The 15296-nt window shown below is 45.5% G+C and carries 12 protein-coding genes and 1 tRNA gene; 4 read left to right on the top strand and 9 right to left on the bottom strand.

Annotation, left to right across the window (positions count from 1 at the left end; genetic code table 11):
- The 3 genes from A3763_RS01675 to A3763_RS01665 all read right to left on the bottom strand — a co-directional run.
- Window positions 1-814, bottom strand: an 814-nt coding sequence (locus A3763_RS01675; protein WP_255375540.1) for an FGGY family carbohydrate kinase, incomplete at its 3' end; no start/stop codon positions are given.
- Entirely contained in the window at window positions 814-2496 is a 1683-nt protein-coding gene (locus A3763_RS01670; RefSeq protein ID WP_197470275.1) for a glycerol-3-phosphate dehydrogenase/oxidase, read from the bottom strand. The genes A3763_RS01675 and A3763_RS01670, both read right to left, overlap by 1 nt.
- A gap of 98 nt (window positions 2497-2594) precedes the next feature.
- Entirely contained in the window at window positions 2595-4214 is a 1620-nt protein-coding gene (locus A3763_RS01665; RefSeq protein WP_068516487.1) for an FAD-binding oxidoreductase, read from the bottom strand.
- A gap of 194 nt (window positions 4215-4408) precedes the next feature.
- Between A3763_RS01665 and A3763_RS01660 the strand changes: the two genes are divergently transcribed.
- Window positions 4409-5443 (top strand): AraC family transcriptional regulator, encoded by a 1035-nt coding sequence (locus A3763_RS01660; RefSeq protein WP_068516490.1) that lies wholly within the window; start codon window positions 4409-4411, stop codon window positions 5441-5443.
- A 20-nt stretch (window positions 5444-5463) separates the two neighbouring features.
- On the opposite strand, the gene A3763_RS01655 is transcribed toward A3763_RS01660, so the two are convergent.
- Window positions 5464-6582 carry a sensor domain-containing diguanylate cyclase gene (locus A3763_RS01655; RefSeq protein WP_068516496.1) on the bottom strand — a complete coding sequence of 373 codons (1119 nt, stop codon included), beginning with the start codon at window positions 6580-6582 and terminating at the stop codon, window positions 5464-5466.
- A gap of 271 nt (window positions 6583-6853) precedes the next feature.
- Between A3763_RS01655 and A3763_RS01650 the strand changes: the two genes are divergently transcribed.
- The 3 genes from A3763_RS01650 to fghA all read left to right on the top strand — a co-directional run bounded on the left by A3763_RS01650 (window position 6854) and on the right by fghA (window position 9468).
- Window positions 6854-6930 (top strand) — tRNA-Met (locus tag A3763_RS01650).
- Between the two features lie 539 nt (window positions 6931-7469).
- A complete protein-coding gene (locus tag A3763_RS01645; protein ID WP_197475897.1) occupies window positions 7470-8579 on the top strand; it encodes an S-(hydroxymethyl)glutathione dehydrogenase/class III alcohol dehydrogenase in 1110 nt (369 codons plus the stop codon).
- Window positions 8580-8616: 37 nt separating this feature from the next.
- Window positions 8617-9468, top strand: a complete 852-nt coding sequence (gene fghA, locus A3763_RS01640; RefSeq protein WP_068516502.1) for an S-formylglutathione hydrolase — start codon at window positions 8617-8619, stop codon at window positions 9466-9468.
- 41 nt (window positions 9469-9509) lie between these two features.
- On the opposite strand, the gene A3763_RS01635 is transcribed toward fghA, so the two are convergent.
- The 5 genes from A3763_RS01635 to A3763_RS01615 all read right to left on the bottom strand — a co-directional run bounded on the left by A3763_RS01635 (window position 9510) and on the right by A3763_RS01615 (window position 15226).
- A complete protein-coding gene (locus tag A3763_RS01635) occupies window positions 9510-10172 on the bottom strand; it encodes a cupin domain-containing protein (RefSeq protein WP_068516504.1) in 663 nt (220 codons plus the stop codon).
- Between the two features lie 235 nt (window positions 10173-10407).
- Window positions 10408-11589, bottom strand: coding sequence for a hypothetical protein (locus A3763_RS01630; protein WP_068516507.1), 1182 nt, complete (start codon window positions 11587-11589; stop codon window positions 10408-10410).
- Window positions 11590-11684: 95 nt separating this feature from the next.
- The gene (locus A3763_RS01625) at window positions 11685-12857 is read right to left on the bottom strand and encodes a hypothetical protein (protein WP_156490166.1); all 1173 of its coding nucleotides are present in this window, start codon (window positions 12855-12857) and stop codon (window positions 11685-11687) included.
- Between the two features lie 278 nt (window positions 12858-13135).
- Window positions 13136-14356 (bottom strand): iron-containing alcohol dehydrogenase, encoded by a 1221-nt coding sequence (locus tag A3763_RS01620; protein WP_068516511.1) that lies wholly within the window; start codon window positions 14354-14356, stop codon window positions 13136-13138.
- Window positions 14357-14416: 60 nt separating this feature from the next.
- Window positions 14417-15226, bottom strand: coding sequence for a hypothetical protein (locus A3763_RS01615; RefSeq protein WP_068516514.1), 810 nt, complete (start codon window positions 15224-15226; stop codon window positions 14417-14419).
- Between the last annotated feature and the right edge of the window lie 70 nt (window positions 15227-15296).

Raw genomic sequence — 15296 nt, 5'->3', positions numbered from 1 at the left:
TCGCTGTCGTGCCATAGCTCATACAAGCGATATCAGGCCGGTTGCCGCCAGAGCCGATAATCTCGCAGGCTTTATCAGACGCCGAGGCAATGATAGGTAAGCCTTCATCTAGCCCCAAATGAGTTGCTGCCTCTTTGGTCAAAGCACCTAATGATTCCCCAGGATCTACCAGCTCAGGTAACATGTCTTTGCACAAAGAAGGCAAAATCTTAAAACGCCAGTCTGATTCAGCAGCCCACTTTAACTTCTTATAATCAAAGGGAATGTAACCAACCTGGGCACCAACAGAGTCTTTAAATTCTCCCGTTAGCTTAAAGCTCAAATAGCCTGATAACAGCAGAAACTTATGTGTCTTGCGCCATATTTCAGGCTGGCTCTGGGAAATCCATAATGCCTGCGATTTCTCTCGAAATCGATGTACAACATCTTCAACCCCGGCGATTTTAAACAACCACTTCCAAAAACCGGGCACATCCCCTTTTACCTCTGCCCTACGCTGGTCTAGCCAGACAATGGCTGGCCTCACAGGCCTTCCCTGCTCATCAACATTAACGACCGTACCGCGCTGCGTGGTGACCGTTGCTGCAATAATCCTGGAACGATCAATATCAGCTGCAGCCCATAGTTTATCGCAAGCTTTTTTTAATGAAGACCAGTAATACTCTGGATCTTGTTCAGCCCAGCCCGGCTGGCTAGAGAAGTAAGGCTCGAGCTCTTGTTTGCCCTTAGCGATCAAATTACCTTGGGTATCAAATATTATGGCCCGAACACTTTGAGTACCGTTATCAATGGTGAAGATATACTGCTCGCTCATCACACCACCCGCTCTTCTTTTTTGGCTTCTTCGACAGGAAGAGAATAATGAGCACTAATAATACGCTGATACCTGCTCGCCTCCTGATCCCAACGAGGCTCATCCCAGCCTAAAGCTTCCAAACAATGAGCCTTGACGCGAGTAAGCACGGCCTCACCACCTTTAGGAAGAACAAGTCCTAAACGAGTGCGGCGCAGCATTAGATCGTCTAAATGCACGACTAGTTGAGTTTCACAGGCATAAACAAGCTCAGCGAATATGGTATCACTAGTCAAGACTTTGTCTGCTAACTCAGGTTTCCTATCTACCAGCTCAACGATACGTTCTGCGCCAAAGCCATAGCGTCCTTTTAGCCTACGAATCTGAGGTGCATTGATATGAGCTGAAGCCATTACATGGTCAGTCTCAGGAAAGTGTGTACTCGACTTAAAGTCTTCAGGTTTCCGATTTAAATATCTCGCCGCCGTTTGAAGCACATCCAAGGCGATTAAACGATAAGTCGTCAGCTTACCTCCTGCAACGCTCACCATGCCTCGATTATCCCAGACAACATGTTCACGCTTTTCATCAGAAGGCTTTGCCGGTTTACTCAAGTCAGCTTCTTGCTTGCTAGAATGTTTACTGACAACAGGGCGAACACCCGAGTACGTCGCTATAACATCGCTTTCAGAAATCAAACTATTTGGGAATTGCTGATTCACAGCAGCTAACAGATACGCTACTTCGCCAGCGCTTATGCTGGACTCGTCTCGACTACTTTGCTTGTGATCAAGGTCCGTTGTCCCGACAACCGTCACACCTTCCCAGGGGAAAGCAAACACTGGCCGCTTATCTTTCGGGTGAAAAAAACTCACAGAATACGCCACTGGCAAGCGCCACTGAGGCAAAACTAAATGGCTGCCACGCAGAGGCCTTATTACTTTGTTTTCACCGAGCTGTTGTCGAAGTTCATCTGTCCATACCCCGGCAGCATTGATGACAACATTTGCCTGCAACTCAAACTGTTCAGCACTCAGTTGGTCTTTCAGCAAGACGCCCGTGACTCTGTCATTTTCGTCCTTGCTTACTTGCTCTGCTCGCAGATAATTGATCGCAACACCGCCGTCGCGATTGCCCTCTTCCAATACACGTAAAACCAAACGAGCATCATCGGTAGAAGCGTCAGCAAATTGAGTGACGCCTTTTAACTTTTTGGTAAGCAAGCCCGGGACTAAAAAGTCTAATATGCCTCGTTTGAAAAACTGCCGATAGCGCTTCCCTGCCATGTAGTCGTAAATAGCCAAAAGTTTGTTAAACACCCAAGGCCCGGGAAAAACACCTTTGTAATGCCCCATAATAAATGGCAAAGGCTCAACTAAACCGGGCAACTCATCCATCAAGTTCTGACGCTCTTTGACCGAGTCATTAGCTAAGGAAAATTGTCCACTTCCCAGATACCGCAGTCCGCCATGAACCATTTTTGATGAACGTGATGAAGTCCCCCAGGCAAAGTCTTTTTGCTCTATCAAGAGGGTTTTCAAACCCTGCGCGACAGCCTCGCGATAGATTCCGGCACCGGTAATCCCGCCACCAACAATCACCAAGTCCCAAGCCTTTCCAGAGCGCAGCACATCTAAGGCTAACGCTCGGCCACCTGGCGCCCAATAAGCAATAGAGGATGCATATTGTTTATCTTGTGACACGGCTTACCTCCGTCGTCGTCATATCGCAGCTGTCACGCCGAGAGTTTGAAAAGTTATAATTTTTTTGGACCGTAAATTGAGCCGAGCTTGCAAAAAAGCTAGTCGAACAGGCTTTTTACTCTGTCATCTTCTATCAGGGTTCCCGGGTTCAATAAGCCCTTCTCATCCATGGCTGCAAAAGCAGTTTTAATGAGGTGCATTCCTAACTCGCCCTTCTCTTTTGGAAGGAAAGGAGCATGATCTTTACCAACTCCGTGCTGATGACTGATTGCACCGCGATTGTTGACGATAATCTCGGAGGTAGAAGATTTCATATGCTTCCAACGCTCTAAAGCTTGCTCGCAGCTCTCACCGGCTCGATACACATAAGTCGTATAAATACTGCAACCCTGGCCGTAGAAGTGTGAAAGATGGGTAAAGACATGGACCTTTTCATTTTCAGCGCTAAGACTATTGCGTAAATTGTCTTCAATTTTATTAAGTAGATTATCTACATTATCCCAGTCGGTTGCCGTTTCAAGGGTATCAACCACATAGCCCTTTTCCCAAAGAGCTTCGCGTAGGTAAGGCATCTTAAAGCGTTTATCAGCCCACTTCTTACCCAAAAAGTTACCGGTGTACACGCCATGATAACGACGAATCATGCTCTTCATTAGTTTGTGGGCAGGGCGGCACTGCTCAGGCAGCCCCGTTATACCCAAGGTCATCATGCACTTGCCTTCAGCAGCACCTTTAAAGCTCAGATACTTTTCAAGCATTGATATCTGGCCAGGGTGACCAGCCAAAGCAAGTTGGGTCGTGGTTTCAACGGCATTACTTAAGCGCAGCATCGATAGTTGAACCTTACTCTGAACCATATAACGAGCTGCTTCCTTTGCTTGCGTCCACGAAGGGAAGAAAATAACGTAAAAGTCTTCTTGCTCTGCTAAAGGTGTCACTCGTACCTTAACTTCAGAGATTACGCCCATCCTCCCTTCCGAGCCCATAAAGATCTCTCTTACATCCGGGCCGCCTGCCGAGGCAGGAATGGTTTGAATATCCATACGCCCCTTAGGTGTTTCGACACTACCACCAGCAAACATTTGTTCGATGCGTCCATAACGCAGAGACTGCTGTCCACTAGAACGGCTCGCTACCCAACCACCAATGGTCGACAGCTCAAAGCTCTGGGGAAAGTGCCCCAAGGTATAGCCTCTAGAACGAAGCTGAGATTCAACTAAAGGCCCAGGTGTACCGGCACCAAAGGTAGCAATCTGACTCTCCTCATCCAAATCTATCAAGCGAGTCATTCGACCTAGCGATAAAGTTAGTATCGGTTCATCAGATTCAAAAGGGTTAATATGCCCCGCGACGCTGGTTCCACCACCATAGGGAATCAGGATAATGTCATGTTCATAACAAAACTCGACCAACTCAGCGACCTGATCTTTAGTTTCTGGAAAAGCAACGCCGTCGGGGAAGAATTCAAAGCGGCCACTTCTCATGGCAAGCCAGTCAGGCAGACTTTGACCGCGAGAATGACGAAGACGCTGTTCCGGGTCTTTATCAATCAATATATGCTCAGGTAAACGACTTTCTGGAACTTGAGCCAAAACTTCACTCAGCTGTGCATCCGCTAAAGGGCTGGAAGCACCCACTAGATCACTAAGAAATTGCTCACCCGTAGGTGGCAAATCCATTTTGTTTGCTTCATCTCCCCAACCATTCCAACGACGCATGCGTTCACCTATATATATTCAAATTTAGTTTAAAGTGCCCAGCATCTTAACAGCGGACAACACTCTAGAAAGACATAGCTCGAAATAATAACGGAATAAACTATAATTTCACTGACAATTTCAGACATTATGATCATCAAATTCAGTCAGTGACACTTTTTGTGCTCTCAAACTTCCTGCGAGAAGAGTAAATTATGAAACACCTGGGCTTTGCTTCCATTCCTGCCGTACAGCAATATTTACAATATGCTCAGAGCAAACAAATCGATACTCATCAAGTCATTCTCGACTCAGGGATCGACCCGAATGTTCTGGCCAGTGCAAATGGGCGTATTATTGGAACCCAGTTCCAATCTCTTATTAAACATCTTATCGAACGCGCTAATGACCCCTTGCTCGGGCTTCATACCAGCCAATTTGTTCAGCCAGGCTCCTATAGTGTGCTTGGCTATATCACTATGAGTTGCGCCACCATCGGTGAAGCCATGGATAAAATACAGCCCTATGAAAGACTTGTCGGGGATATGGGAACAACCAGCTTTAAAGATTTAGGGAACAGCATCTTGCAGTGCTGGCACTGTATTTACGACGACCCGATTGTCAGGCCTCATATGATCGATAACGTGTTGGCTTCGTGGACAAACTTTGCACGCTGGTTAGCAAACCAAAATGCCTCTGCTGAAAAGATACTAATCGGGCGCCCCGCTCCTTCTGCAAAGCTCCAAGAAGAATATACCCGCTTCTTCAATGCACCCGTTGAGTTTGAGGCTCAGCACAACGGTATTGTGCTAAATAAAGACCTACTGTCTATTTCACTTCGCCAACCCGATAACCTGCTACTCAAAACTCTTGAATCTCATGCTAGTGAGCAAATGACTCACCTTAGCCTGGCTAGTGAGAACTTTGCTGATAAAGTCAAAGCACTCATTCGACACCAATTGAATCTAGGCAGCGCAAGAAAAGAACTCATTGCGAATGAACTAAACATGACCGAACGAACACTGCAGAGAAAACTCGTCGCTGAAGACAGTTCTTATCAAACGCTGTTAAATGAAGTCAGACTAGACTTAGCGACCGAACTTCTGAAAAGCTCCGAAATAGGAATTCAAGATATTGCTTATAACCTGGGCTTTTCTGACGGGCGCTCATTTCATCGCAGCTTTAAAAGTTGGACCGGTATGACACCAGGGCAGTACCGAACAGAAAGTTCGCAATTGAAAAGCCTATAAAACCGACAGCTTGGCGAGTATTAGTCGGTACTCACCAGGCCAGCCTTGGCAACCACGACATTATCCTGGGTTTCAGGAACACTTACTCGTTTGGAAGGTTTCTGACGCTTCATTTCATAAAGCCGCTCATCGGCTATTTTAAGCATCATTTTAGAGTCGACTCGATCCATTGATTCTGTCGAAATCACGCCATAACTAATCACAACAGGAATTACCTTATCCTCGACTCTGAGAGGCGTATTCAAGAGATGCTCGCGAATACGCCCTGCAATAATATCAGCGCCTTCTTGGCGCTGATGAGGCAGCAACACGACAAACTCATCACCAGCAAAGCGGAATGCCAAATCACTCTTTCGTGTTAACTCATTCAGATGATGTGCAACATGCTTGAGATAACTATCACCACAGTCATGACCGCAGGTATCGTTGACTATCTTGAAATCATCACAATCGATAAACATGACCGCCAAATCTTCTTTCTGGCGCGCATGACGACTTAACTCTTGATCAAGCGTTTCCTCTAACTCTCTACGATTACGTAATAAAGTAAGCGGATCTCGCGTTGCCAAAAAGCTAATCCTTTCTCTTGCCCATACACCCGCTAGCGAGAAAGAGACTTTTACAGACAACTGCTTCAGAAAGAAGCTATCTTTGCTCGGGCTATAGCGCTCGGCGGAGTTTGAACCCAGCATCAAAGCCCCTACAACCTTGCTATCAATCACAATAGGCAATACAGCCAGCGAACGAACACCGTGAGGCTCGGCATTGCGTTTCACTTCAATAGGCATGAGCGAGTGATAGCGCTTGATGTCACGACTAACCAAAATTGGCTCTCGGACACTCTGAGTCGCTCCTAGAAAATCCACCATACTCACTGTGCGCAGAATGACAGGCGCTTCTTTATCAGCTTTACGCTCAGCTTCGCGCAAAGTATCAATCAGATGAGCGTTAGAAGGCGTTTCCGTCAAAACCGTCCACACATGCTCGATTTCGAACTTTTCCTGCACCAGCGACACCAGCGCCATAAAGAAGTCCGAACAACGAGTAATGTTCATAATCGCAACTTCTATATCGAAGAGGTTACGAGCGATTATTTCGTTACGCCTCGCGGTCGCAACGAGGTCATCAACTGAGGGCATCCAAGAATCTCCGGCTTGGGATAGGTATAACTAAGACATCTGTATATTGTAGTTTAAATCGCTTCCTCTGTAGAAGCATAACGCAATTTTATCGCGGCAATTGGACTCAGATCATCACCAGACAGTGAATTCACCCGCCACCCGCATTAATTAACACATAAAAATCCGTTTTTATTAAATAAGATGGAATTAGGCTTGACGGGAAGCACATCGATGGATAGTATACGCGCACATTGATTGAGGCAACAAACCTTGATCAAGACGAGATTGATGCGGGGTGGAGCAGCCTGGTAGCTCGTCGGGCTCATAACCCGAAGGTCGTCGGTTCAAATCCGGCCCCCGCTACCACATTAAAAAGACTAGTTAGTTATCTAACTGGTCTTTTTTTTCGCTTGTAGAAAGTAGCATCCATAACTAAATCATTTTCTTTAACAGAAGTTCAATCGAGTCTGACCCCGTTGATTCAATAGAGCCACGTCTATCACTCCTTTTTCTCCTGCCTTTGTTGAAGCAGGGATAGGTTTATACGTGGGTCAAAATTCGATGCAAATATTTGGGTTTAATGGGTCAGTTTTGGGTGCAAATCAACAAAAAAGGTCTCAGATCTATTTCTTAACATATTTGCAAAAGTTGAGTATTGAGGGGTTTAACCAAGGTACATTAAAACGAGCATTTGCCTTGCGAAAGAAGTCGCCACAATGATCACCTTAACAGGGCGTCCGCTTTAACTGGTGCGGATCATTAAGCCACCAACCTAAAACAAAAGCGCTGGAAAAAGTTTAGGAATATGTCAAGATTGGAACACGCTTCGGCCGATATAGGCTTGTAGCTAATCTGATTGTGAATTTCATCTTTCCCCCCGGAGAAACCTTGTGACTGACCAGTTTATTAAATCTAAAGCCGCCGTTGCTTGGGGCCCTAACACACCCCTGAAGATCGAAGAAGTCGATGTTATGTACCCGAAAGCGGGCGAGGTCTTGGTAAAGATCGTTGCAACCGGGGTCTGTCATACTGATGCCTTCACCTTGTCAGGTGAAGACCCAGAGGGAATTTTCCCATCAATCCTTGGTCATGAAGGTGGTGGTATTGTCGAAATGGTCGGTGAAGGCGTTACAAGCGTCGAAGTCGGCGACCACGTAATCCCGCTTTACACAGCTGAGTGTGGTGAATGTAAATTTTGCATGTCGGGGAAAACAAACTTATGCCAGGCCGTACGGGAAACCCAAGGTAAAGGGTTGATGCCAGACGGCACTACTCGTTTTTATAAGAATGGTGAACCAATCTATCACTATATGGGCTGTTCCACTTTTTCTGAGTATACCGTTTTACCAGAGATTTCCTTGGCGAAAGTAAACAAAGATGCTCCCCTTGAAGAAGTCTGCCTGCTAGGTTGTGGTGTAACAACAGGAATGGGTGCTGTCTTGAACACAGCTAAAGTACAGCAAGGTGATACCGTTGCCATCTTTGGCTTGGGCGGTATTGGTTTATCCGCTATTATCGGTGCCCGTATGGCAGGCGCTAGTCGTATTATCGGCATCGATATCAACGAAAGTAAGTTTGAACTCGCCAAGCAGTTAGGTGCAAGCGATTGTATTAATCCTCAGAATTTTGACAAGCCTATTCAAGAGGTCATTGTTGAAATGACCGATGGAGGCGTGGATTATTCATTTGAGTGCATTGGTAACGTTAATGTCATGCGACAGGCACTAGAGTGCTGCCATAAAGGCTGGGGAGAATCCGTGATCATCGGCGTTGCGGGTGCAGGTCAAGAGATTTCAACAAGACCCTTTCAGTTAGTCACCGGACGAGTTTGGCGCGGAACTGCCTTTGGCGGCGTAAAAGGTCGATCTGAACTGCCAGGTATCGTTGAACAGTATTTGGCTGGAGAGTTCGGTTTACAGGAATTCATTACGCATACTATGCCGCTCGAAGAGATTAATAATGCCTTTGATCTCATGCATGAAGGCAAGAGTATTCGCAGCGTCATTCATTACTAAGACATTTTATTAGATAACAATATTAAGCGACCGCTACATGACACTAAAACAAATAAATCAAGCAAGAGTCTTTGGTGGCTGCTATCAGCAGTTCACACATACATCGGATGTTTTGGGTTGTGATATGCGGTTTTCGGTATTTATACCTTCAAAGGCATCAACTGGAAGCCCTCTCCCTGCAATGTACTGGTTATCCGGCCTCACCTGCACAGATGAAAACTTCATGCATAAAGCGGGTGTTTTTCGTCTGGCAGAAGAACTCGGACTCATTATCATCGCACCCGACACAAGCCCTCGTGGTGAAGATGTTGCCGATGACCCCGAAGGCTCTTATGACCTAGGCTTAGGGGCTGGCTTCTATCTAAATGCTACACAACCACCCTGGTCTTCCCACTATCGAATGTACGATTACATCGCAACAGAACTACCGAAACTTGTTGAACGCCACTTCCCTGCCTCCAGTGTAAAATCTATTTTCGGGCATAGTATGGGCGGGCATGGCGCTTTAACTATTGCCCTGAAGAATCAAGAAGCTTATCGGTCAGTCTCTGCCTTCAGCCCTATTAGCAATCCAATCAATTGCCCATGGGGACAAAAAGCATTTCTCGCTTACCTTGGCACGGATCAGAATACATGGAAACAATACGATAGTTGCGAGCTGTTAAAAGAACATGGATGTGCGTTACCGATATTAGTGGATCAAGGTGATGAGGATAATTTTCTGCTGGAACAACTAAAACCCGAAAATCTTGTAGAATCCGCCAAATCTGTCGGCGCGAATCTAGAACTCAGAATGCAAAAAGGCTACGACCATAGTTACTTTTTTATTCAAAGCTTCATAGAAGATCACCTAAGATTCCACTTTGCTCACTTAAGCAGAGCTGACTAAAAGCGTTTTAGTGTGTAGAGATACTTTCGCCTCTTAATTATCTAAGGGTTAATTGGCACGGGTAAGTGCCCAGTTTTCACCAAAATGACCGTCTCCTCTTCAACGAAGGGGTGATGCTGACTCATGTGAGGGCTACGTATCCAGCTTCCTTTAGGATAGATGCCATGCTCATCACAAAACTTTCCCGATAGGACAAAAATTTCCTCCCCTCCAAAATGACGGTGAGACTGAAAACGCTCATTACTCGGCCACTTCACCAGTGCGACATGCTCATGCTCAAAATCGTGCAAAGGCATAACCTGCAGCCTGCCGATTCCTGGCAGCCAAGAGGTAGAAGTAGTATCGATGCGTACCTGTTCTTTATCCTCGAGTGAAAACTGGTTCAGCTTGACCAAGATAACACAGCCTTGCTTACTAAACGGGGCATGGTTGCTTCCAGGCGGATTACGTATATAGGTTCCAGCGCCAAAGTCTCCTGTTTCATCTGAGAATACGCCCTCCAATACAAAAATCTCTTCACCCATTGGGTGAAAGTGCTCAGAGAAAGACGAGCCAGGCTCATACATTACAATGCTCGTGGTATGCCCCGATTCCTTAGCTTCTCGCTCCAAAGGTTTACGCCAAACACCGGCAGCAGGGCTTTTATCCCATTCCATTTTCGCTGTATCGAGAGCCAGCTTTTCCGAAAAATCCATATTTAACATTGTTAATACTCATACCTTGTGAGCATTAACAATACAGTGAAAAAAAAGACCTGACACCTTTTTTATTATTAACGGTAACAAACAGGTATATACGCATTGCCTTAAAGCCTGGGCCACAAAAATATTGATTAAGCCTTAACGAAAGCCCATAAAAAAATCCGACAATGTTGCCATCATCGGATTTTCTATTCAGCCTTATGCTAGTTTTTTACATGACTAAGTATTTCAGACTCTACTACTCAAATGAGTCCAGTATCACTTCAGACATACTTTTTCTTGAAGCATTGGTGATATACCGATATTTCTTAAACCATGACCAGTGATGGTGATACTCTACATCCACATCGATTGAGGCATTACCACTGTTTTCGTATTGATTTGCATTGCTCAATGCGAAGGTCATTGGGTGACCGTCAACAAACCATGGAAGTACCAATAGGTTTTGGAAAGACCAGATATTAATGGATTGCGGCATATTATTGTGAGGTGTGTTCTCACTCATAATGATGGGGTAGTAATAATCGTAGTAACCAGACGGGTGCTTCGAGACATACTTCACACGTCCATCTACAGCTAGATCAGACACACATGAATCAATGGACTCTTCCCTGTTAGAGCCACATGCACTATGCAGAGGTACAACACTGTCATCGCCGCCTGTAATCAGCGGGTGCGTAACGAGACCAAAAAGCTCATCACCCGTACCTGCAATACGCAAGTTAGGGATCGAATTAGACGTACCAGACGCGGCTAAGCCTCGAGCAATTTCAGGCTGCAATTCATACGTCATACCAATTCGCGTGCTGGGCAATGTAATATCTGCACCAATCCAATCGGAAATAGCATTAGCAATAGTAGAGCCGTAGTTGATACCATTAAACAGGTCAACACCTATGTTCGCCAGGTCAGTACCACCACCGGCACCCGCCATGGCGATGACCGCGTCAATGTTTAAGTTATTGGCATAATCACCCAACAGTGAAGCATTTTGAGGATCCATAACATAACGCATTACGATATCGCCCGTTGAGTGCAATACCAACACACAACCATCAACACAAAAGTTAGGTGTGTCTGCGAAGATTTCTTGCAACTGATTGGCAACAAGCTCACCATTATTACCTGGTCCAGTTAGGTGTTTACCTGAATCATAGTAAAGAATTCTAGCATGTGGGTCTGCCGTCTGATTGATCGATCCATCTCCATGCCGAACAATACCGTTACCGCCGTTGTATAGTTCAGACGTCCCCCAATATCGATAGCCATCTTCCTTACCGTTGTCACCTGGATCAGCGGCAATATGCGTGGGCCAATACCCTTGGATGAGTAAAATATTCTTACCCGCAATTTGACCTGCGAAGCTAGAAAGGCTAGACGCCGCCATGCATAAAGCGACGATATACTTGAGTATCTTCATGATAATTCTCCTGTCCTTTTATCTTTATTTTTAAGAGCTTAATTATGTGTTGAGTAGTGATTTAAGAGCTTGTCTGCTACAGAAAGTTGCTAGCCTTAGTGAGTACTCCCTAGTTGATTTAAGAAATCCAAACGTGATTGCGCGCTCTCGTCGATGTATGGAACGTCGTCATATTCGCTAAAAGAGAAACCGGCAACAGGATATGTAGACGCGCCGACCAGCCCTTGCTCCACGGTATATTTTGGTGCAGACGCCCCCCTGGTAAACGAAAGATCCCTGAGTTCATAAGGCCCTTCATGGCCCATATTTTTAAGTGCTGCGATGTGTGCTTTCAGTAAGAGCACACCGCTCTCTGAGTTGAGCTCTTCAACCGTATTCAGGTGCACAAGAGGTGTGCCTAAATCAGCAGCATAAAGATTTGCTTTAATGGCATGCAAGCCGGGAGCAGAGGTCGTCACCTGCATTGGAATCTTGAGGTATTCTCCTTCAACCTCGACCTCACCAAGCCCCTCTATAGACGCAACCGTCTTGGGGTACCTTATTAATGAGGTAATCGCATAGGTATTTCCATCAATCGTAAACTCGGCAACAACATCCATGTCTCCCTGATCGCTCACAGGAATATTGCTGAGGTCATCAAAATGCAAGCTGTATTGCTGGTGAGCATGATTAGAACCGTCATCTGAGCGAATAACACCTTGGTTTTTCGCGACAATCTGTCCACCAACTCGAACTAGCCCCGTGACATGCACAGAGTTACGAGCTTGTATGCCTGTCACATCTGCGACGGCGACAACAGGTTCGCCAGGGTAATAGTTAAACTTAGAGGTCTTGAGAGCAATACGAGGCCCTACCTCTTGTATCTCTCCATCAACGTCATCAAGATTGATCGGTCGACTAGACTGTACGGCCCGATTGGGTAAATACTCAACCAAGTCCTGTTGCTGATGAATCGGGCGCGAAAAAGTAGGGTATTTAATCTCCTGAGCAAAATGAGACGCTATTTGCTGGAAGCGATATTTGACCTCTCGCCCCTCAAAAGGATCATTCCTGTCTTCAATAGCTAAAGGCGCGTCATCGGGAGACATGTTCGCAGTCTCTGCCAAAGACTGAGCTTCAACACCAATGGTTATTTCCTGAATTTTCTTGGGGGTGCCAAGCTTTGACGTTTCCTGTACTGGTTCACTTTGAAGAGCGACAAAGCCAACTCCAGCGAGTACAGAGACGCCAGCAATCATCTTAGCATTACGAGATCTTATTATTTTCACTATCCATCCGCCTGGAGTATTTAATTACTTTGTGAGTCATAGAACGAATAGGAAAAATAATACGGCGAGTATGTATTTTATTAACCCGCCCATTTGGGGGGTATTAGTGATTTATGAGAACTAGGTTATACCCCATATGTCGGTATTGCTATTGGCACCCCACCCAATCCTGACTCTTCATTGCGGCTCCTTAAAGAAAGTCTATGCAGTAATGACAAATGCAAAGACCGAAGCAGTAAGCGTCAGGATCAAGTCTAAGTGGACTAAAAAATTCACCCTCAAGCTACAGTATTTGGTAATAGTTGCTGTAAGAGTGTATTGCAATCTTGTTCTGGCATAAATTTGGGAACAGGATAATTGAAATAGGCTTCGCTCATGGCATCTTTAACGATGGAAGGAAAGTCTTCTTCTTGAAGCTCAGCAATCGTTTCCGGGATATCGACCGCTTTATTAAACGCAAAAAGATACTCTACCACTCTCTTTGCTGATTGTTTTGTGTCGTCTCCTTGTTGCACGATGCCAACTTCTTGTGCAATCGTTGCCAGCTTGACTTCAATTGAAGGCGCTGAATATTGAATCACATGCGGTAATACAATTGCATTACCCAAGCCGTGGGCAACACCATACTTCGCACCCAATTGATGAGAAATAGCATGTACGTAGCCCAGTGATGCTTTCGTAAACGCTAGTCCTGCTTTGTAAGAAGCTAATGCCAGCGCACTTCGTGCCTCAATATTACTTCCATCCTTAAAAGCAATAGGCAGGTTTTTGAATATTAAACGAATAGCTGCGAGGGCTTGCTCGTCTGTGTAAGCACTACCATTTCTTCCGACATACGCTTCAATAGCATGGGTTAAGGCGTCCATTCCTGTCGCTGCCGTCAACGCAGGCGGTATCGTAATCATAAATACTGGATCAAGTGCGGTGGCTAAGCTGGCTGTACGAGGGTCAATAACGAAGCTTTTACTTTTAGTCTGATTATCAGATATGACGGATATAACCGTCACTTCTGAGCCTGTGCCAGCTGTTGTTGGGATAGCGTAAAACGGCAAAGGTTTCTTAAGTGCTTTGAAATAACCGGTAAGTTTTTCTGGTTTTTTCTTATTGGAAGCACTCAAGGCAATGACTTTAGCAAGGTCCATCGCAGAACCACCGCCGATCGCTAGCACGCTTTGGCAATTGTTTTCATTTAGCAGATTCAATGCTTCATTCGTGATACTGAACGTCGGGTCGGGTTCTACACGGTCAAAAATAGTCACACTAATATTAAGTTCGGCAAAACGATCAATAATCGGCTGCACCTGCCCTCTTCGAATTAGCCCAGCACCCGTTACAATCAGTACGCTTTTATGCTTCTGGCTCGCCATGTAATCGATCAAATCAAGTGAAGAGTTTTCTCCCTCGAATAACTTAGGTTCTTTAATCAACGGTAGGCTGGCTGTGAGTTTTAGACAAAACATCCAAACATAGTTTAATAGCTTTCCAAAAAAGTCGTTCATAGCGTTAAGTCCTTATTCGACTGCATTGCATAATGATAATAGCTTGTGAGCAAATTGATTCTATTCAGGAGGATGCTCTTCCTTAAAACGGCGCTGATTATCTTCGTTGATAAAATCAGGGAACCATTTTACTTTCGGGAAGAATAGCACTCTTACCAGGCCGATAAGCATCCACATAAAGCACACACTAAAGATGAGACCACAGGCCCAGGTAATGTACTCGAAGTTACCGGAGATATACTTCATTCCCCACCAGGAGATGATGTCTGTTAACGAGGCAATCAACCCAACCGGAAATATCCATTGATAGACCTTAAGGCGACTGAAGTGCATAGAGAAAGGTATACCGATGATAAAGAAGCTGGTTGTGAAGCCAAATAGGTGGGCATGCGTGAAAGCAATCAGCTTGCCTTCACCCATTTGCTGAAAATAGCTGGGTGCGTCACCATGCAAGTGGACTTGGTAATGCGCCTCCATCGCGCCAAACACCAAGGCTATGCCATAAAGTATGACCGCTACACCAATACCCCGCTGCGCCGCGATAGGCAGGTTGTGAAGATCAAACTCCATACCCGTTTGCTTGAATGGGAAAAACCAGTTGATTAAGAAGCAAGAAAAGAAGAAAAAGACCACAAGCGCGATAGGCGCTCCAATGTCTTCCCATGCTGTTTTTTCGGGTGGCACAATGACCAATTCCTCTTCAGCGATAGGCGCATCACTGAAGAAATCAAATTCTGCATTTTCTGCCAAAGCAGGACTCGCCCCCAAGCTCAGGAAACAAACCGTAAACAGTGCTAAGAAGGGTGCCCTGAATGAAGCCGTTAAGGTTAACAAGATGCTGAACAAACTATTAGCTATCAAGCCTTGCATGCTTAAGCCCCCTTCAAGCGAATATAAACCAAGGCACCGGCACGTTTAACTGCACTGTTTATCGCAGTCG

This window comes from Oleiphilus sp. HI0128 (assembly GCF_001635365.1).
The sequence above is the reverse complement of the archived record's forward strand: the minus strand, read 5'-3'. Positions and strand labels throughout refer to the sequence as shown.